The sequence below is a fragment of the Streptomyces lunaelactis genome, from assembly GCF_003054555.1.
Lineage (GTDB): Bacteria > Actinomycetota > Actinomycetes > Streptomycetales > Streptomycetaceae > Streptomyces > Streptomyces lunaelactis.
Window position 1 is genome coordinate 1302431 of the sequence record NZ_CP026304.1, and the last position, 18742, is coordinate 1321172.

Annotated in this window: 18 protein-coding genes and 2 pseudogenes; 16 read left to right on the top strand and 4 right to left on the bottom strand. The window is 70.8% G+C overall.

Features of this window, described 5'->3' with window-relative positions; genetic code table 11:
• Positions 1-48: 48 nt before the first annotated feature.
• The 5 genes from bioB (at position 49) to SLUN_RS05655 (ending at position 4484) form a co-directional block, all read left to right on the top strand.
• Positions 49-1218 carry a biotin synthase BioB gene (gene bioB, locus SLUN_RS05635; protein WP_108147438.1) on the top strand — a complete coding sequence of 390 codons (1170 nt, stop codon included), beginning with the start codon at positions 49-51 and terminating at the stop codon, positions 1216-1218.
• The gene (locus SLUN_RS05640) at positions 1211-2530 is read left to right on the top strand and encodes an adenosylmethionine--8-amino-7-oxononanoate transaminase (RefSeq protein WP_108147439.1); all 1320 of its coding nucleotides are present in this window, start codon (positions 1211-1213) and stop codon (positions 2528-2530) included. Before bioB ends, SLUN_RS05640 begins: the two co-directional genes overlap by 8 nt.
• A 109-nt stretch (positions 2531-2639) precedes the next feature.
• Positions 2640-3386, top strand: a complete 747-nt coding sequence (gene bioD, locus SLUN_RS05645) for a dethiobiotin synthase (protein WP_108147440.1) — start codon at positions 2640-2642, stop codon at positions 3384-3386.
• A gap of 5 nt (positions 3387-3391) precedes the next feature.
• Complete coding sequence (locus SLUN_RS05650) at positions 3392-3745, top strand: VOC family protein (RefSeq protein ID WP_108147441.1); 354 nt, start codon at positions 3392-3394, stop codon at positions 3743-3745.
• 61 nt (positions 3746-3806) lie between these two features.
• Positions 3807-4484 carry a class I SAM-dependent methyltransferase gene (locus SLUN_RS05655; RefSeq protein WP_108147442.1) on the top strand — a complete coding sequence of 226 codons (678 nt, stop codon included), beginning with the start codon at positions 3807-3809 and terminating at the stop codon, positions 4482-4484.
• A 1-nt stretch (position 4485) separates the two neighbouring features.
• Here SLUN_RS05655 and SLUN_RS05660 read toward each other — a convergent pair whose 3' ends face one another.
• Together SLUN_RS05660 and SLUN_RS05665 are read right to left on the bottom strand one after the other, a co-directional pair.
• Positions 4486-4857 carry a fic family toxin-antitoxin system, toxin component gene (locus SLUN_RS05660; protein ID WP_108147443.1) on the bottom strand — a complete coding sequence of 124 codons (372 nt, stop codon included), beginning with the start codon at positions 4855-4857 and terminating at the stop codon, positions 4486-4488.
• Entirely contained in the window at positions 4854-5144 is a 291-nt protein-coding gene (locus SLUN_RS05665) for an antitoxin (protein WP_257153674.1), read from the bottom strand. The genes SLUN_RS05660 and SLUN_RS05665 overlap by 4 nt, the downstream gene beginning before the upstream one ends.
• 164 nt (positions 5145-5308) lie before the next feature.
• Between SLUN_RS05665 and SLUN_RS05670 the strand changes: the two genes are divergently transcribed.
• From SLUN_RS05670 to SLUN_RS05690, 5 genes are all read left to right on the top strand, one after another.
• Positions 5309-6121 (top strand): ABC transporter ATP-binding protein, encoded by an 813-nt coding sequence (locus SLUN_RS05670; RefSeq protein ID WP_254708356.1) that lies wholly within the window; start codon positions 5309-5311, stop codon positions 6119-6121.
• A 7-nt stretch (positions 6122-6128) separates the two neighbouring features.
• The gene (locus tag SLUN_RS05675) at positions 6129-8693 is read left to right on the top strand and encodes an ABC transporter permease (protein ID WP_108147446.1); all 2565 of its coding nucleotides are present in this window, start codon (positions 6129-6131) and stop codon (positions 8691-8693) included.
• 144 nt (positions 8694-8837) lie between these two features.
• Positions 8838-9260: a GNAT family N-acetyltransferase gene (locus SLUN_RS05680; protein ID WP_108147447.1), complete on the top strand. Its 423-nt coding sequence runs from the start codon at positions 8838-8840 to the stop codon at positions 9258-9260.
• A gap of 186 nt (positions 9261-9446) precedes the next feature.
• Positions 9447-10784 (top strand): hemolysin family protein, encoded by a 1338-nt coding sequence (locus tag SLUN_RS05685; RefSeq protein WP_108147448.1) that lies wholly within the window; start codon positions 9447-9449, stop codon positions 10782-10784.
• Positions 10781-11794, top strand: coding sequence for a hemolysin family protein (locus SLUN_RS05690; protein ID WP_108147449.1), 1014 nt, complete (start codon positions 10781-10783; stop codon positions 11792-11794). Before SLUN_RS05685 ends, SLUN_RS05690 begins: the two co-directional genes overlap by 4 nt.
• A gap of 86 nt (positions 11795-11880) precedes the next feature.
• Here SLUN_RS05690 and SLUN_RS05695 read toward each other — a convergent pair whose 3' ends face one another.
• Positions 11881-12885: a maleylpyruvate isomerase family mycothiol-dependent enzyme gene (locus tag SLUN_RS05695; RefSeq protein ID WP_108147450.1), complete on the bottom strand. Its 1005-nt coding sequence runs from the start codon at positions 12883-12885 to the stop codon at positions 11881-11883.
• 59 nt (positions 12886-12944) lie between these two features.
• On the opposite strand from SLUN_RS05695, the gene SLUN_RS05700 reads away from it, so the two are divergent.
• From SLUN_RS05700 to SLUN_RS40945, 5 genes and pseudogenes are all read left to right on the top strand, one after another.
• Positions 12945-13724, top strand: a complete 780-nt coding sequence (locus SLUN_RS05700; protein ID WP_108147451.1) for an SGNH/GDSL hydrolase family protein — start codon at positions 12945-12947, stop codon at positions 13722-13724.
• Between the two features lie 59 nt (positions 13725-13783).
• A complete protein-coding gene (gene purB / locus SLUN_RS05705) occupies positions 13784-15217 on the top strand; it encodes an adenylosuccinate lyase (protein WP_108147452.1) in 1434 nt (477 codons plus the stop codon).
• Positions 15201-15371 (top strand): annotated as a pseudogene (locus tag SLUN_RS42305) (uracil-DNA glycosylase family protein); the annotation flags it as partial. The gene purB and the pseudogene SLUN_RS42305, both read left to right, overlap by 17 nt.
• A gap of 326 nt (positions 15372-15697) precedes the next feature.
• Positions 15698-16513 carry a DUF899 domain-containing protein gene (locus SLUN_RS05715; RefSeq protein ID WP_108147453.1) on the top strand — a complete coding sequence of 272 codons (816 nt, stop codon included), beginning with the start codon at positions 15698-15700 and terminating at the stop codon, positions 16511-16513.
• A 54-nt stretch (positions 16514-16567) separates the two neighbouring features.
• A pseudogene (locus tag SLUN_RS40945) lies at positions 16568-16699 on the top strand (mismatch-specific DNA-glycosylase); the annotation flags it as partial.
• Positions 16700-16857: 158 nt separating this feature from the next.
• On the opposite strand, the gene SLUN_RS05725 reads toward SLUN_RS40945, so the two are convergent.
• Positions 16858-17280, bottom strand: a complete 423-nt coding sequence (locus SLUN_RS05725; protein WP_108147454.1) for a hypothetical protein — start codon at positions 17278-17280, stop codon at positions 16858-16860.
• A 171-nt stretch (positions 17281-17451) separates the two neighbouring features.
• Here SLUN_RS05725 and SLUN_RS05730 point away from each other — a divergent pair, with 171 nt between their 5' ends.
• The gene (locus tag SLUN_RS05730) at positions 17452-18741 is read left to right on the top strand and encodes an ATP-binding protein (RefSeq protein WP_108147455.1); all 1290 of its coding nucleotides are present in this window, start codon (positions 17452-17454) and stop codon (positions 18739-18741) included.
• Position 18742 lies beyond the last annotated feature (1 nt).

Consider the following 18742-nt stretch of genomic DNA (forward strand, 5'->3'; position numbering starts at 1 on the left):
GGGTTTCCGCCTTGGCCGCGGCATGTGCCGTACGTCAGGATCTGCGCCATGGACCTGCTGAACACGCTGGTGGAGAAGGGGCTGCGGCGCGAGCTGCCGACCCGTGAAGAGGCGCTCGCCGTACTGGCGACCTCCGACGACGATCTGCTCGAGGTGGTGGCCGCGGCCGGCAAGGTGCGCCGCCAGTGGTTCGGACGGCGGGTGAAGCTGAACTATCTCGTCAATCTGAAGTCGGGGCTGTGCCCTGAGGACTGCTCGTACTGCTCCCAGCGGCTCGGGTCCAAGGCCGAGATCCTCAAGTACACCTGGCTCAAGCCCGACGAGGCCTCCAAGGCGGCCGCCGCCGGCGTGGCGGGCGGGGCGAAGCGGGTCTGCCTGGTGGCGAGCGGCCGCGGCCCGACGGACCGGGATGTCGACCGGGTCTCGAAGACCATCGAGGCGATCAAGGACCAGAACGAGGGCGTCGAGGTCTGCGCCTGTCTCGGACTGCTCTCGGGCGGTCAGGCGGAGCGGCTGCGGGCCGCGGGTGCCGACGCGTACAACCACAACCTCAATACGTCCGAGGGGACATACGGGGACATCACCACCACCCACACGTACGCCGACCGGGTGGACACGGTGCACCAGGCGCAGGCCGCGGGTCTGTCCGCGTGCTCCGGCCTGATCGCGGGCATGGGTGAGAGCGACGAGGACCTGGTCGATGTCGTCTTCTCGCTGCGCGAGCTCGACCCGGACTCCGTGCCGGTGAACTTCCTGATCCCCTTCGAGGGCACGCCACTGGCGAAGGAGTGGAACCTGACCCCGCAGCGCTGCCTGCGGATTCTGGCGATGACGCGGTTCGTCTGCCCGGATGTGGAGGTACGGCTCGCGGGCGGCCGCGAGGTGCATCTGCGCTCGATGCAGCCCCTCGCGCTGAACCTGGTCAACTCGATCTTCCTCGGTGACTATCTGACCAGCGAGGGCCAGGCGGGCCAGGCCGACCTCGACATGATCGCGGACGCGGGGTTCGAGGTGGAGGGCGCGGACACGACGACGCTGCCGGAGCACCGGGTGGACGCCGCGGCCGGCGCCGGCTGCGGGTCGCACTCCGGCGGCTGCGAGCCGTGCGGAGACGCCCCTGCGGGGGCTCCGGCTCAGGCGGAGGTCTCGGCGGCACGTACGGACCTGGTCGCGGTACGCCGCAGGGGCGCCGGTACCGATCTCGCACCCAATGCCTGACTCCCCTCACCGCCCGGGGCCGCACTCCGGCTACGGCCCCGGCGAGCTGCTGGCGCTGGACCGGGCCCATGTCTGGCATCCGTACGGCCCCATGCCGGGCCGTACGGACCCGCTGATCGTGGAGTCCGCGTCCGGCGTACGGCTGCGGCTCGCCGAACCCGTCCACGGACAGCGCGAGTTGATCGACGGCATGTCGTCCTGGTGGTCGGCGATCCACGGCTACAACCACCCCGTCCTCAACGAGGCGGCGCACGGGCAGCTGGAGCGGATGAGCCACGTGATGTTCGGCGGGCTCACCCATGAGCCCGCCGTACGGCTGGCCACCCGGCTGGTCGAGATCACGCCCGAGCCGCTGCGGCATGTCTTCCTCTGCGACTCGGGCTCCGTCTCGGTCGAGGTCGCGGTCAAGATGTGCCTGCAGTACTGGCGCTCGGTGGGCCGCCCGGCCAAGCAGCGGCTGCTGACCTGGCGCGGCGGCTACCACGGGGACACCTGGCAGCCGATGTCGGTGTGCGACCCCGAGGGCGGGATGCACGAGCTGTGGTCGGGGGTGCTGCCGCGCCAGATCTTCGCGGAGGCGCCGCCGGCGGAATTCGACGAGTCGTACGCGGCGGACCTGCGTGATCTTGTCGCCCGCCACGCGGACGAGCTGGCCGCGGTGATCGTGGAACCGGTGGTGCAGGGCGCGGGCGGGATGCGGTTCCACTCCCCCGGGTATCTGCGGGTGCTGCGGGCGGCGTGCGACGAGCACGGGGTGCTGCTGATCTTCGACGAGATCGCGACTGGGTTCGGGCGTACGGGTGCGCTGTTCGCGGCGGAGCTCGCCGGGGTCTCGCCGGATGTGATGTGCCTGGGCAAGGCGCTGACCGGCGGCTATCTCACGATGGCGGCGACGCTGTGCACGTCACGGGTGGCGGAGGGCATCTCGCTGGGCGAGGTCCCGGTCCTCGCCCACGGCCCGACGTTCATGGGCAATCCGCTGGCATCGGCGGTGGCCTGCGCCTCGATCGACCTGCTGCTCGGCCAGGACTGGCAGCAGGAGGTCAAGCGCCTGGAGGCGGGTCTGCGGGAGGGGCTCGCCGAGGCGGAGGGGCTGCCGGGCGTGAAGGACGTACGGGTGCTGGGCGCGATCGGCGTCGTACAGCTGGACCACGAGGTGGACATGGCGGCGGCGACGGAGGCGGCGGTGAGGGCCGGGGTGTGGCTGCGCCCGTTCCGGGACTTGGTGTACACGATGCCGCCGTATGTGACGGGGGACGGGGATCTGGCGCGGGTGTGCCGGGCGGTGTGCGCGGCGGTACGTGCGGGGTGAGGTGGGTGGCGCCGGCTTCGCGGCGCAGGACACCACACACGCACACGCACACGCACACGCACACGCACACGCACACGCACACGCACCAACGAAAGGCCAGAGAACAGCCATGGCAGTCATCGTCGTCACCGGGACCGGGACCGAGGTCGGGAAGACCGTCGTCACCGCCGCGCTCGCCGCCGTCGCGCGGGCGCAAGGACTGGGCGTCGCTGTGGTCAAGCCCGCGCAGACCGGGGTCGGGCGCCGTGAGGCGGGGGATGTGGACGAGGTGAGGCGGCTCGTGGGGGATGTCGCCGTCGTCGAACTCGCGCGGTATCCCGAGCCGCTCGCGCCCGCCACTGCCGCGCGGCGGGCCGGAATGGATGCCGTGCGGCCCCAGGAGGTCGTCGAGGCGGTGGAGAAGCTGGCCGGTGAGCACGATCTCGTACTCGTCGAGGGCGCCGGTGGGTTGCTCGTGCGGCTGGACGAGGACGGAGGGACGCTCGCCGATGTGGCCCGGCTGCTCGGCGCGCCCGTGCTGGTCGTTGCGGCCGCCGGTCTTGGCACGCTCAATGCGACCGCGCTGACCGGTGAGGCCCTGCGCGCCCGGGAGTTGGAGCAGCTCGGCGTCGTGGTCGGGAGCTGGCCCGGCGAGCCGGATCTGGCGGCGCGGTGCAATCTCGCCGACCTGCCCGAGGCCGCGGGCGCGCCACTGCTCGGGGCCGTACCGGCGGGGGTGGGCACGCTGGCGACCGCGGAGTTCCGGGCGCGGGCCGGAAGTTGGCTCGCGCCGCTGCTCGGCGGCTCCTGGGACGCAGACGTCTTCACCGCCGACACCTTCACCGCCGACACCTTCACCGCTGCCGCCGTACGCTGATCGCCATGCACGCACGGATCGACGAGATCGTCTTCGACTGCCACGACCCCGCACACCTCGTGCGCTTCTGGGCCGCCCTGCTGGGCGGCGACCCGGTGGACCGCAGCGCCGACTGGTCGTACACCGACCCGCCCGGTTTCGTACGGGTCGCCTTCCAGCGCGTGCCCGAGGGCAAGGCCGCCAAGAACCGGCTCCACCTGGATCTGGACGCGGGCGACGTCGACGCGGCTGCCGTCGAGGCGGTGGGGCTCGGCGCGGTACGAGTGGGAGCGGTCGTCACCGACGACCACGGGCGGTTCCAGGTGCTCCAGGACCCGGAGGGCAACGAGTTCTGCTTCGTCGCCGCCTTGGGCGGCTGACCGGCACCGCACAGGGGGACAATGACGGTGACCGGCCCGTCCGTCCCCAGGGAGGCCCACGATGCCGATGCGCAGCAGAAACGTGCCCCGGGACGCGGTCCACCATCCGCTCTTCGCGCGCTTCTACGCACGGATCAGCGTGACGGCCGACGTCAAGGGCGGCATCGGTGCCTACCGCGATGAGCTGCTGGCCGGAGTCTCGGGCCGGGTGATCGAGATCGGCGCGGGCAACGGTCTGAACTTCGCGCGCTATCCCTCCGCCGTCTCCGAGGTGATCGCGCTCGAACCGGAGCGCAGCCTGCGGAAGTTGGCGGTGGAGGCGGCCCAGCGCGCTGGTGTCCCGGTGGATGTGGTGCCGGGCGCGGCCGAGGCACTGCCGGTCAAGAGTGAGGCCTTCGACGCGGCCGTGGCTTCGCTGGTGCTGTGCTCCGTACGGAATCTGCCGCGGGCGCTCTCCGAGATCAGACGAGTCCTGCGCCCCGGCGGTGAGCTGCGGTTCTTCGAGCACGGACTGGCCGCAGGACGGGGCATGGCCAGGACACAGCGGGCCCTGGACCGTACGGTCTGGCCGCTGCTCTTCGGCGGCTGCCACACCTCGCGGGACACCATCGCCGCGATCGAGGCCGCCGGCTTCGAGCTCGGGACGTACCGCAGGTTCTCCGTGCCCGAGGGCGGGATTCGACTGCCGTCGTCCCCCTGCGTGCTGGGCGTGGCACGGCGGCCCTTCGCCACGGACTAGCTCACTCGCTCCACTGGCGCAGCTCGCCGGCGATGGTCCTGACGTCCGCCTTGGCCTCCTTGACCAGCCGCGCCAGGTCCCGTACCTGCTCGGGCGAGGTGACGACCTTCAGCCCACTGGCGACGAGATAGCCGTAGGCGACGGCGGAGGCGAACATGGCGTTGGAGTGCTCGAGCGCGGGCACATGCAGCAGCAGCTGGAGCAGGGCGGCGGCCCGTGCGTGCGGGTCACTGTAGACGTCGATACCGAATATCTCGGCGTCATGACGGCTGACGGCGGCGACAAGTGCGCCCCAGTCGGTGACCTGCGGATCGCCGGGGGTCTTGTGCTCGGCGACCATGAGGAGCCAGGCGAGGTCGATCGAGAGGTTCAACGCTTGCCTTCGCGGCCGGCGCCCGTGCCGGAAGCCTTACCCGTGCCCTCGGCGGAACCCGTACCCGTATCGGTGCCGAACTCGCCGAATTCCTCCGCGAAGACGGACTCGTACTGCTTCATGAAGTCCGACGCCGCCTCGACGAAGGTGCGCCCCACCTCGCCCGCGTCCTGTTTGACGAGCTCCTCGATATAGCGGTTCACGCTCATCCCGCGCTGGAGGGCCCGCTGACGCGCGGCCTCGGCGGTGGTCTCGTCCACTCTTACGTTCAACTGAGTCTTGGCCACATCCATACGCTAGCGCGCCGACGCTAGCATCGGCAAGCGGTCCGTCGAATGCCCCTTACATGAACCCCGATGACCGGACCTACGATGGATACCAACGCCCGCGCACCCCCTCTATTCTCGCCTCCTGTACGGGAGTCGGAGCGGCCACGACCCGGGAGGCGGCCTTGTCCACACCTGCCACTGCACCCACCCACGACCAGGCCGCGGATGTGCCGCTCGCCGCCCGGGCGAGGGCCCTGACCAAGGCGTACGGCAGGGGCGAGACGACCGTGCGCGCCCTGGACGCCGTCGATGTCGACATCGCGCGCGGCCGGTTCACCGCGGTCATGGGCCCCTCCGGATCGGGCAAGTCCACGCTGATGCACTGCCTCGCCGGCCTCGACACCGTCTCCGCCGGTCAGGTCTGGCTCGGCGACACCGAGATCACCGGCCTGAAGGAGCGCGAGCTCACGCGGCTGCGCCGGGACAGGATCGGCTTCATGTTCCAGGCGTTCAATCTGCTGCCCACCCTGACCGCCGCCGAGAACATCACGCTCCCCATGGACATCGCCGGGCGCAAACCCGACCGCGAGTGGGTCGATCAGGTCATCGACACCCTCGGTCTGCGCGACCGGCTGCGGCACCGGCCCGCCGAGCTCTCCGGCGGGCAGCAGCAGCGCGTGGCCTGTGCCCGCGCGCTTGCCTCGCGACCGGAGCTGATCTTCGCCGACGAGCCGACCGGCAATCTCGACTCGCGGGCCGGCGCGGAAGTGCTGTCCTTCCTGCGCGAGGCCGTCGACCGGCTGGAGCAGACGGTGGTGATGGTGACGCACGACCCGGGCGCGGCCGGCCACTCCGACCAGGTGCTCTTCCTGGCTGACGGGCGGATCGTCGACCTCATGCAGGACCCGACGGCCGAGACGGTGCTGGACCGCATGCGCCTCCTCTCCGGAGGAAACCCCCAGACCCCCGGTACCGACTCCCTGCGCAAGAGCTGAGGCCGCGATGCTGAGGGCAACACTTCGGAGCTTCTTCGCGCACAAGGGCCGTCTGCTCCTTTCGGCGCTCGCGGTGCTGCTGTCCGTGGCCTTCGTCAGCGGCAGTCTGATCTTCTCGGACACCGTCTCCCGTACCTTCGACCGGCTCTTCGCCTCCACCTCCGCCGATGTGACGGTCGCGCCGAAGGAAGGCATCGACGAGTCCCTGCCGACGGGCGTCGTACGCACCGTGCCCGTCGCTCTCGCGGACCGGATCGGCGCGGTCGACGGGGTCGCGGCGACGCACGTCGACGCGGCCGTGGAGAACATCACCGTCGTCGACGCCGCGAACGACCCGGTCGGGCCGACGACCGGCGCGCCCACCATCGCCACCAACTGGTATGTCACCGAACGCAGCCCGGTGAAGCTGACCAGCGGGCGCGAGCCGAGCGGTCCGGGCGAGGCGCTGCTCGACAAGGACACCGCCGACAAGAAGAAGGTACGGATCGGGGACAGCCTCACCGTCCTCGCTCAGCCCGGGTCGTTCAAGGTCGAGATCGTCGGTATCGCGACCTTCACCACCACCAACCCCGGTGCCGCGCTGGTCTTCCTGGACACCCCGACCGCCCAGACGAAGCTCCTCGGCAGGCCAGGGGTCGCCACCTCGCTCTCGGTGGACGCCGCCGCGGGCGTCAGCGACGCGACGCTCAAGCAGCGGATCGCGGCCGAACTGGGCGATGCGTACGAGCTCAAGACCGCCGACGAACAGGCCGAGTCGGCCGCCGCCCAGCTGGGTCCGTTCCTCGATGTCATCAAGTACGTGATGCTCGGCTTCGCGGGCGTCGCGGTGCTGGTCGGCATCTTCCTGATCGTCAACACCTTCTCGATGCTGATCGCGCAGCGCACCCGTGAGCTGGGGCTGCTGCGGGCCCTCGGTGCGGACCGCCGACAGGTGCGGCGCTCGGTCCTGACCGAGGCGCTGCTGCTGGGTCTTGTCGGCTCGACGCTCGGGCTGGCCGCCGGAATCGGGCTGGCGGCCGGGCTGATCGAGCTGATGGCCCTGTTCGGCATGAATCTGAGCGCCGCCGAGATGGTGGTGGGGGTGGCCACTCCGGTGTCCGCTTACGTGGTCGGCGTGGGCGTCACCTTCGTGGCCGCGTATCTGCCCGCCCGGCGGGCGGCCCGGGTCTCCCCGATGGCCGCGCTCACCGATGCCGAAGTGGCGGGTGTGGGACGGCCGTTGAGGATCCGGGCGATCGCGGGGAGCGTGCTGGCGGCGGCGGGAGCCGCCGCGCTCGCCGGCTGCGTGGTGAGCGAGAAGACCTCCACGGCGGCCTCGCTGCTGGGTCTCGGCGTGGTGCTGACGCTGATCGCCACGGTGGTGGCGGGGCCGCTGCTGGTGCGGCCGGTGATCCGGGTGCTCGGCGGGGCGTTCCCCAGGATCTTCGGTTCGGTCGGCCGGATGAGCCAGCGCAACGCGCTGCGCAATCCACGGCGTACGGGCGCCACCGCGTCCGCGCTCATGGTGGGCCTGGCGCTGGTGGCCGGGCTCTCGATCGCCAGCGCCTCGATGACCAAGTCCTTCGACGACCAGATCGACAAGACGCTGGGCGCCGACTTCGTCGTGCAGAACAGCAACTTCATGCCGTTCCCGCAGGAGATCACGGAGAAGGTACGGGGCGTCGAGAGCGCCGGGACGGTCGTACGGCAGCGCTTCGCGCCACTCGCGCTGAACCTGCCGGACGGGAAGCGGGTGAAGTCGACGGCCTCGGGCTACGACCCGAAGCTCGACGAGGCCGCCAGGATCACCTACACGAGCGGGGACACGGCCGCGGCGCTGGCACCCGGCAGCATCGCCATGGACCGGGACTTCGCCATGGACCACAAGGTGCGGATCGGGTCCGTCCTTCCGGCTGAGTTCCCGGGCGGGCAGAAGACCCGGCTGACGGTGGGCGCGCTCACCAACATGGACCAGAGCGGGGGCCCGGGCATGGAGGGCGGCCTGTTCATGGGGCTCGCCACCGTGGAGAAGTATCTGCCGGGCGGGCAGGAGGCCGCGCTGTACGTCAACGCCGCGAGCGGCAGCGATGCGACAGAACTGCGCAAGGGCCTTGAAAGCGCACTCGATCCCTATCCGCAGGTACAGGTCAGGGATCAGGCCGACTACAAGGAACTGATCCGCCAGCAGATCGCCGTGATGCTGTATCTCGTCTACGCGCTGCTGGGTCTGGCGATCGTGATCGCGGTGCTCGGTGTGGTCAACACCCTTGCCCTGTCGGTGGTTGAGCGGACCCGCGAGATCGGGCTGCTGCGCGCCATCGGTCTCTCCCGGATCCAGCTGCGCCGCATGATCCGGCTGGAATCCGTCGTCATCGCAGTGTTCGGGGCACTGCTGGGGCTGGCGCTGGGCATGGTGTGGGGTGTGGCGGTGCAGCAGGTGCTGGCACTCGAGGGCCTGAAGGCGTTCGCGGTGCCCTGGGGCACGCTCGTCGCGGTAGTGGTGGGCTCGGTGGTGGTCGGGCTCGCGGCCGCGGTGCTTCCGGCGTTGCGCGCCTCGCGGATGAATGTGCTGGCCGCCATCGCCCACGAGTAGTCGCCCAGGTGAGCCGGCGCGCTCCGGCCCGGTGTTCGAGGAACCGCGCGGGTGAGTCCCACCCCGGACGGCAAACATGCGGACCCGTCTCGAACACTGGAAGTCGGTGGCGGGGCCACGCCGGGCCGTGCTTGGCTCCCGCACATGATCGACCTGCACATACGCCCCGCGGCGGCGGACGAGGCGAAGACCATCCTCGCCTTCTGGAAGGAGGCGGCGGAGGGCACCAGCATCACGGATGACGTCGACGGGGTCGCCCGGCTGATCACCCGCGACCCCGAGGCGCTCATCCTGGCCGAGTCCGAGGGCCGGGTGGTCGGCTCCGTGATCGCCGGGTACGACGGCTGGCGCTGCTCCCTGTACCGGCTCGCCGTACTCCCCTCCCACCGCCGCCAGGGGATCTCGACGGCGCTCCTCGAAGCGGCCGAGAAGCGCTTCCTGGCCGTGGGCGGCAGGCGCGGCGACGCCATGGTGCTGGAGGCCAACGAGCGCGCCCAGCACGCGTGGGCAGCCGCCGGCTACCACCGCGAGGACCACTGGCGCCGCTGGGTGAAGCCGTTCGTTTAAGGCCCTGTCCGGCCGATCCCACGCAGGCGGCAGCCGACACGCCGGCCACTTTGCCCGTCCTTTACCATGGGTGGACTATTCACCCCCGTACGAAAGGTGTGAGCGTCCGCCCATGGGCGAGCCTCCCAGTAGCCGACATCGCGCATTCCACCTCCCCCTGCCCGATCATGGGACGGAGGTGAACCGATGACCGAAGTGCTCCTGCTCGCCGTGGCGGTGCTGCTCTCGCTCGCCTGCGGAGCCTTCGTCGCGGCGGAGTTCTCCCTCACCACGGTTGAGCGCGGCGACCTCGAGCGGGCCGTCGAGCGCGGCGAGCGCGGTGCGGCGTCCGCGCTGAAGGCCGTGCGCAGCCTCACCTTCCAGCTCTCCGGCGCCCAGCTCGGCATCACCGTCACCAATCTGGTCGTCGGCATGCTCTCCGAGCCGTCGATCGCCAAGCTGATCCGCGGGCCGGTCGAGGCACTCGGCGTCTCCCCCTCGGTGGCCTCGTCGGCCGCCCTGGTCATCGGCACCGCGCTGTCCACTGTCGTGCTGATGGTCGTCGGCGAGCTGGTCCCGAAGAACTGGGCGATCTCGTCCCCGCTGGCCGTCGCCAAGGTGGTGGCCACCCCGCAGCGTGTCTTCACCGCGGCCTTCAAGCCCCTCATCAGCCATCTCAACAACACCGCGAACCGCATTCTGCGACGGCTCGGCATGGAGCCGACCGAGGAGCTGGCCTCGGCCCGCAGCCCGCAGGAACTGGTCGCACTGGCCCGCCACTCGGCCAAGGAGGGCGCGCTGGAGGCGGACACCGCCGAGCTGTTCGTACGCACCCTCAATCTGGCCGAGCTGACCGCCGAGAACGTCATGACCCCGCGGGTCCAGGTCACAGCCCTCGAGGTGCAGGCCACCGCCGAGGACGTCGCCAACGCCACCCGCGCCACCGGCCTGTCCCGCTTCCCCGTCTACCGGGGCAGCCTCGACACCGTCGTCGGCATCGCACACATCAAGGACGTCCTGGCGGTCCCGGCGGCACGCCGCCGCCGCCACCGCGTCTCCGAGCTGCTGCGCGAGCCGCTGCTCGTGCCCGAGACACTGACCGTGGACCGGCTGCTCGACCGGCTGTCCGGCAAGAACACGATGGCCGTCGTCATCGACGAGTACGGCGGCACGGCCGGTGTGGTGACGCTGGAGGACATCGTCGAGGAGGTCGTCGGCGAGGTGCGCGACGAGCACGATCCGCACGAGACTCCCGACCTGGCCGCGGCGGGCGAGGACGCCGACGGGCGCGCGCTCTGGTCGGCGGACGGCGCGGCACGCACCGACCAGCTGGAGCGGGTCGGGCTGCGGGTGCCGGAAGGCCCGTACGAGACACTCGCCGGGCTCATCGCCACCGAGCTCGGGCGCATCCCCGTCGAGGGCGACCGGATCGATCTGGAGGGCTGGCGGTTCGATGTCGTCGACGCCTCCGGGCGGCGCGCGGCACGGGTGCTGATGCACGCGCCACTCCCGTCCGCCGACCCGAGCGAGGCGGCCGGACGATGACCGCGATTCAGATTCTGATCGGCTTTCTGACCCTGGTGGTCAACGCCTTCTTCGTCGGCGCGGAGTTCGCCATGATCTCCGTACGCCGCAGCCAGATCGAACCGCTGGCGGAGGCCGGGGACCGGCGGGCCCGCAGTGTCATGTGGGGTCTGGAGCATGTCTCGGCGCTGCTGGCGGCCGCGCAGCTCGGCATCACGCTCTGCACCCTGGTGCTCGGCATCGTCGCCGAGCCCGCCATCGCGCATCTGCTGGAGCCGGTGTTCGACGCCGTGGGTGTCGCGCACGGCCTGGTCCACCCCATCTCGTTCGTGATCGCGCTGTCCCTGGCGACGTATCTGCACATGCTGCTCGGCGAGATGGTGCCGAAGAACATCGCACTGGCCGAGCCCACCCGGACCGCCCTGCAGCTCGGCCCGCCGCTCGTCACGCTGTCGCGGACACTGCGACCGGTGATCTTCACCATCAACGCCCTCGCCAACGGACTGCTCAAACTGCTGCGGGTCGAGGTGAAGGGCGAGGTGTCCGCGACCTACTCGGACGACGAGCTGGCGCGGCTGGTGCGGGACGCAGGCGATGCCGGGCTCATCGACGACCGGTCGGCCGAACGGCTGCGGGACGCGCTGGAGCTGGGGCGCAGGCCGGTGCGGGATGTGGTGATGCCGGCGGAGCGCGTGGTGTACGCCCGCGTCGGGACGACGCCCGAGCAGCTGGAGCTGCTCTCGGCGGAATCCGGGTTCTCCCGTTTCCCGGTGGTCGACGCGGGCCGCCGGCTCCTGGGCTATCTCCATGTGAAGGACGCGCTGGACGCGACTCCGCGCGATGTTCCCTTCCCGGTCACGGCGATGCGCCCGATCGCGCGGGTCCGGGCGTCAACCCCGCTCGACGATGTGCTCACGGCGATGCGGCGCAGCCGTACGCACCTGGCGGCGGTCGTGGACGAGGAGGGCACGCCCGAGGGCCTGGTGACGATGGAGGACGTACTGCGCGAGCTGGTCGGCCGGCCGCGCTGACCGGTTCCCTGACGGCCCGGTCCGTGGTCTCGGTGAGACCACGGACCGGGCCGTCCGGACAGGCCCTCGGCCGTGTCTGACAAAGCCTAGAACGCGCTCGCTGCCAGCCAGGCATCCAGGACCGCGCGGTCGCCGGTGATGCCGTACCGCTCGTCGTCCGCCGGGACGCGCCCGTAGACGAGCAACAGGAGATCGCCCGCGGTGGCCTCGACTCCGGCGGCGGCCTCCCCCGCGCTCCTCGTCCAGGCGAAACTGCCGCCCCCGAAGGTGATCGTCCAGGCGGCGCCGGTGTCGGCGGCCGCCAGCCGGACCGAGCCGTCCGCCATGGCTCCGACGGGCTCGGCGATCCAGGAGTAGTACGGCAGGTTCTCCAGGAACTCCTCGATCCCGTCGGCCGCCGTGCTCGCCGGGATACGGGGTTCGACGCCGAGGGTGAGTTCGGCGTCGGCGAGATGGACGACGGCCTCGAAGAGCAGCCGGCGGGGGAAGAAGCGCACGCGCTGGTCGGCGCCGTGGGACCACATCGGCGTCTCGGGGTCGACGGTACGCAGCGTGCGCAGCGTGGCCTCGGCGCCGGCGGCCAGCCACTGGGGATACGCTGCCGGGTCGTCGGGGAGGTCGAGGGGAACGTCCCGCGACCAGACCCGCTCGGCGGCCCGTGTCCGGACGAGGTGCTCCATCCAGCGGTGCGTGGTGCCGTGGTGCCTCACCAGGTCGGCGAAGGTCCAGCCGGGACAGCTCGGCACGGGCGTGCCGGGATCCACATCACGCACCGTCTCCACGAACCGCCGCGCCAGCTGTTCGACGGCGTCGCAGTACAGCTCGTGCTGGTCGTCGTCGAGGCCGAAGCTCTCGGGGATCCGCAGCAGATCGTCGCGCCAGGCTCCGTCGGGCTGGCGCGCCGCGGCCCTGCGCACCAGTACGGACAGGGCCCGGCGGTCCGTGGGCGGGAGCCGGGCGAGCAGATAGCCCGTGCTCTCCAGCCATTTCACGGCGGTGTCGGGGTCCAGGACACCGTCGTCACAGGTGTCGATCGTGGTCACCAGATCGGCCAGCGACTCGGCCAGCGCGTTCAGCAGCGCGTCACTCACAGAGCTCCCCTCCCGGTACGGAACCGACGGACCTTACCGCGCGGTAGTATCGGTCCGCCATGGAGATCAATGCCAGCTACACCAGTTTTGTCGCGATAGGCGATTCCTTTACCGAGGGCATGTCCGACCTGTTGCCCGACGGCTCGTACCGCGGCTGGGCGGATCTGCTCGCGGCCAGGCTCGCGGCCCGCACCCCGGGTTTCCGGTACGCGAATCTCGCCGTACGCGGAAAGCTCATCGGCCAGATCGTCGACGAGCAGGTCGATGTCGCTGCCGCCATGCAGGCGGATGTGGTCACGCTGGTGGGCGGCCTCAACGACACGCTGCGGCCCACGTACGACATGGGGCGGGTGCACGGACTCCTGGAGGAGGCCGTGGAGAAGCTGGCGCCATCCTGCAAGCAGCTGGTGCTGATGCGCAGCCCCGGCCGCAAGGGGCCGGTGATGAAACGGTTCCGCCCTCGCATGGAGGAGCTGTTCACCTTCGTCGACGAGCTGGCCGCCCGGCACGGTGCCCTGGTGGTGGATCTGTACGGGTCCGAGGCCCTCGGCGATCAGCGGATGTGGGACGTGGACCGGCTGCATCTGACGCCCGACGGGCACCGACGGGTCGCCGAGGCCGTCTGGCAGACGCTGGGGCTGGCGGCTGAGGACGACTGGCAGGCCCTGCTGCCGCCCGTCGTGCACCCCGGGTGGGCGACGCGGCGGGTCGGCGACCTGCGGTTCGCGCGCCAGTATCTGGGTCCGTGGATCGGGCGGCGGCTCACCGGACGCTCGTCCGGGGACGGCCGGCCGGCGAAGCGGCCCGAGCTGCTGCCGTTCAAGGATCCGCGTTCGTAGTAAGCCACAAACCGGACCGGGGCGCTGGCCTGCGTAAACCGCCAGTAGAATCCGTACACGTGACTGCCAAGCCCCGCATCCCCAATGTCCTGGCCGGCCGCTACGCCTCTGCGCAGCTGGCCGTCCTGTGGTCCCCCGAGCAGAAGGTGAGGCTGGAGCGTCAGCTCTGGCTCGCGGTACTGCGCGCCCAGAAGGACCTCGGCATCGAGGTGCCCGAGGCCGCCCTCGCCGACTACGAGCGGGTGCTCGACCAGGTCGACCTGGCGTCGATCGCCGAGCGCGAGAAGGTCACCCGCCACGATGTGAAGGCGCGGATCGAGGAGTTCAACGCGCTCGCGGGCCATGAGCAGGTCCACAAGGGCATGACCTCCCGGGATCTGACCGAGAACGTCGAGCAGCTGCAGATCCGGCTCTCGCTGGAGCTGATGCGCGACCGTACGGTCGCGGTGCTGGCGCGACTCGGCAAACTGTCCGGTGAGTACGCCGAGCTGGTCATGGCCGGGCGCTCGCACAATGTCGCCGCGCAGGCCACGACGCTGGGCAAGCGCTTCGCGACCGCGGCCGACGAGCTGCTGGTGGCGTACGGACGCCTCGAGGACCTGCTGGGCCGCTACCCGCTGCGCGGCATCAAGGGCCCGGTCGGCACCGCGCAGGACATGCTCGACCTGCTGGGCGGCGACGCCGCGAAGCTCGCCGAGCTCGAGCAGCGCATCGCCGGGCACCTGGGCTTCGCACACGCTTTCACCTCGGTCGGCCAGGTCTACCCCCGCTCGCTGGACTACGACGTCGTCTCCGCGCTGGTGCAGCTTGCCGCCGCGCCGTCCTCCGTCGCCAAGACGATCCGGCTGATGGCCGGGCACGAGCTGGTCACCGAGGGCTTCAAGCCCGGCCAGGTGGGCTCCTCAGCGATGCCGCACAAGATGAACACCCGCTCCTGCGAGCGCGTCAACGGCCTGATGGTCATCCTGCGCGGCTACGCGTCGATGACCGGCGAGCTGGCGGGCGACCAGTGGAACGAGGGCGACGTCTCGTGCTCGGTGGTACGGCGGGTGGCACTGCCCGACGCGTTCTTCGCCTTCGACGGTCTGCTGGAGACGTTCTTGACGGTGCTCGACGAGTTCGGCGCCTTCCCCGCCGTCGTCGCCCGTGAGCTGGACCGGTACCTCCCCTTCCTCGCCACGACCAAGGTCCTGATGGGCGCGGTGCGCGCCGGGGTCGGGCGGGAGGTCGCGCACGAGGCCATCAAGGAGAACGCGGTCGCCTCGGCTCTGGCGATGCGCGAGCGGGGAGCCGAGCGCAACGAGCTGCTCGACAAGCTGGCGGCGGACGAGCGGATCCCGCTGGACCGGGCGCGGTTGGACGAGCTGATGGCCGACAAGCTGTCGTTCACCGGTGCCGCGGCCGACCAGGTGGCGGCGGTGGTCTCCCGCATCGAGGAGATCGTCAAGCAGCACCCGGAGGCCGCCGGCTACACCCCTGGGTCGATCCTCTGACCCCGAGGAGCTGAAGGCCGCCCGCGACCGCGTCATCGACGATGTGGTCGCGGGCGGTTTGCGTGTGCTGTTCTGCGGGATCAACCGGGGCCCGATGTCCGCGGCGACGGGGCACCACTTCGCCCGGCCGGGGAACCGCTTCTGGCCGGTTCTACTTCTCTGCACTTCACCCGTTCGGGTGTGACGTCGTCTGCGCTGACTCCCCGGACCAGGGTGCTGAATCACTCGTGAGTGTGCCCTACTCCGAGAGAACCTGGAGGAGGTCGTTGCCGGTAGTTGCCCTGTGAGGACGGTCGAGGACCTCAGGCGCCAGATCTCTGCGAGCGCGTCTGTGAACTTGTCGGCCCGACGTGGTCCGTGCAGGCTCGGCCGAGAGCACCCCCTGCCGCAATGAGTTCCGGCCGGGGCGCGAGTCTGTTCTGGTGAGCGTCGCAGGACGTCGTACGACGCTGCCTGGCACGAGAGATCACGGAGGACACCATGACGACCACGCCCGGCAACGCGAGCAGCAACCTCCCCGGCAAGCCGCCAGTCGTCGACCTGGCCACCTGGCAGGCGGCGCGCGAGGAGCTGCTGGTCCGCGAGAAGGCGCACACCCGTGAGGGCGACGCGATCGCCGCGGCCCGGCGGCGGCTGCCGATGGTCGAGCTCGACGGCGCGGTCGAGGTCACCGGCGTTGACGGGCCGGTCCCGTTCCTCGACCTGTTCCAGGGGCGCGACGAGCTCGTGGTCTACAAGCACATGTGGTACGACGGCGCGCCGTACCAGGGGCAGTGCGAGGGCTGCACCACCACGGCCTGGCACGTGAAGGACGCCGTCTACGTCAACGCCCGGGGCGTCTCGTTCGCCGTCCTGACCTCGGGCCCGTGGGACGAGGTGGCTCCCTACGTCGAGTTCATGGGTTACACCCAGCCCTGGTACTCGGTACGGGGCGTGGAGGCGCCGGTCGGCGGAGAAATGGGGCACATCGCCTGTTTCCTGCGCGACGACGACCGCGTGTTCCTCACCTACTCCACGACGGGCCGTGGCAACGAGCCGGTCAACGGGTCCCTCGGCCTGCTCGACATGACGCCCTACGGCCGCGGCGAGGCGTGGGAGGACAACCCCGAGGGCCGGCCCGTGATCGGCGATGTCCGCGAGGGGCACCCGTCCGAGGGCCGCCAGGCCTGCTGGTACTGGCGCTCGGACGCCGACGGCGTCGCCACCTGGGGCCCGACCAGCCGGCCCGTGCCGCAGTGGACCCGCCCCGGCGCGACCCCCGTGGAGACCCTCGGCCGGCACGGCCACCACCACTGACGCGCCTTCGTCGACGGCGTCGGCAAAAGGTGGCGACCCCCGCTGTACGCAAGGCCGCAGGAGCGGACGATCGGTGACACGAGGATCTGGGCGCTGCCCAACCCCAGCGGGCTCAACGCCCATTGGACGGCGCAGACGATGGCGGAGGAGTTCGGCCGGCTGCGGGCTGCCGCCGAGGCCTCCTAGGGTCTTTCGTTTGGATCAGGCCGGATGAGTGAGCGGGGTCTGGTGCGTGCGATCGCAAGGCGGAGGAGGGAGGCATGGCGGAGCCATGCCGACCGACGACAACGCGGCGAGTGTGCGTGCCAGGGCACGCGAGCCCGGCAAGATCCAAACGAGAGGCCCTAGGGCGGGTCGATCTCGGTCACGACCACCAGGAGCTGGACCTCGGAGGCGCCGACCGCGATCCACCGGTCCTCGATCCGCCACAGGCTCACATCCGGGACCGTCGCGCTGAGCCGCAGCCACGGCTCCGGTATGGGTTCGTCAGCGGCTGCGCGCAGCGATGTGCTGAAGAGACTGAGGACATCGGCCTCACCCCAGCGCTTGGTGAGTACTCTGAGCAAAGCCTCGTGCTCGGCCGCACGCTGCGCCGCTTTTGTCCCCTCGTCCCCCTCGTCCGCGTCCGCGCAGTCGCCGAAGTGCCCGTTCAGCTCCGCGATATGGAATCCGGGACCTGCCGTGCCGACGTCCGCCGGGCCCGGCTCCGCGGGGAACTCCCGGGAGCGCAGCAAGTCGATCATGTCGAGGTGCCGTGCCGTGGTCATGCCCCCAGTAAACCTGCAGGCACTGACAACTGGCGCTCCGTCAGGCCATCTTGGAGGCGGCCCAGAGCCAGAACGGCCGACTTGCGGCAGCAGCTTGTGCGAAGTGGAGCACGACCCGGCGCACCGTCGCCCCTAGCCTCACCGGAACAGCACGAACGAGGGGCGGTACCGGTGAACTGGCTCATCCACGACTACCGCGAGAGCGATCTCGCGGCAGTGGTCCACCTGATCGACACCACGGCCGAACTGGGGCAGGAGTCCGTCTTCTCCCTGGCCGAATGCATCGGCGCGCTCACCTCCCGGCAGCCCGCCGTCGTCGCCGTCCATCAGGGCGTCCCCATCGGGGCGGCGCTCGCCTGTGTGGCCGGAGAGCGCGCCTGGGTGATGCGTATCGCGATCTCTTCCGTCTGGCGCGGCCGCGGGCTGGCCAGCGCGCTCCTCGTGGAGCTGGAGCGACGGCTCGTCGCCGCCCGCGTGGGCCGTATCGCCTACGTCCTGCCCGAGGAGGACCTGCTCGGCGAGGGCCTGCTCAACGCCGGCTACACCCGGCAGCCCGCCGTGGCCTACTTCGAGAAGGTCGAGCCGCTGCACGGCCCCGCGGCCAGCCTGCTGGAGGACCTCGGCGGCCGGTTCCTGCCGAGCGACCTGTGGGCCAAGGTGGCCGGCATGGAGGCGGAGAAGGATCTGATCGAACGGCGCGTCGTACTGCCGCTGGCCGAGCCGGAGCGGGCCGCCCGGCACGGGGTCAGGCCGCCGCGGGCCGTCGCGCTGTTCGGCCCGCCCGGGACCGGGAAGACGACGTTCGCCCGGGGCATCGCCTCCAAACTGGGCTGGCCGTTCGTCGAGCTGCTGCCTTCCCGGCTGGCCGACGAGGGCAATCTCGCGGCGGCGCTGCGCAGCGCGTTCGCGCGGATCGCGGAGCTCGAGCGGGTGCTTGTCTTCATCGACGAGGTCGAGGAGATCGCGCCGGTGCGCACCGAGCCCGCGCAGCCCGGCGGGATGCACGGGGTGACCAATGAACTGCTCAAGCTGATACCGGGCTTCCGGGAGCGGGACGAGCGGCTGCTGGTGTGTGCCACCAACTCGATCCGGTCGCTCGACCCGGCGTTCCTGCGGCCCGGCAGGTTCGACTATCTGATCCCCATCGGCACTCCGGACACGGCAGCGCGGGCTGCGATCTGGTCCCGGTACACGGACGGCCGGGCCGATGTGGATGTGACCGTGCTCGTGGCAGCCAGTGAACTGTTCACTCCGGCCGATATCGAGCACGCGGCCCGGATCGCCGCCCAGTCCGCGTTCGAGCGGGATCTGGCGACCATCGGGATCGGGGCGGGCGATCAGCGGGCGCTCGGCGCGAGCACCGAGGACTATCTGGCGGCCGTCGCCCAGTGCAGGCCGACCGTGACACCCGAGATGATCGACCAGTTCGGCGCGGACATCACCGCCCACGCACGGTTCTGAG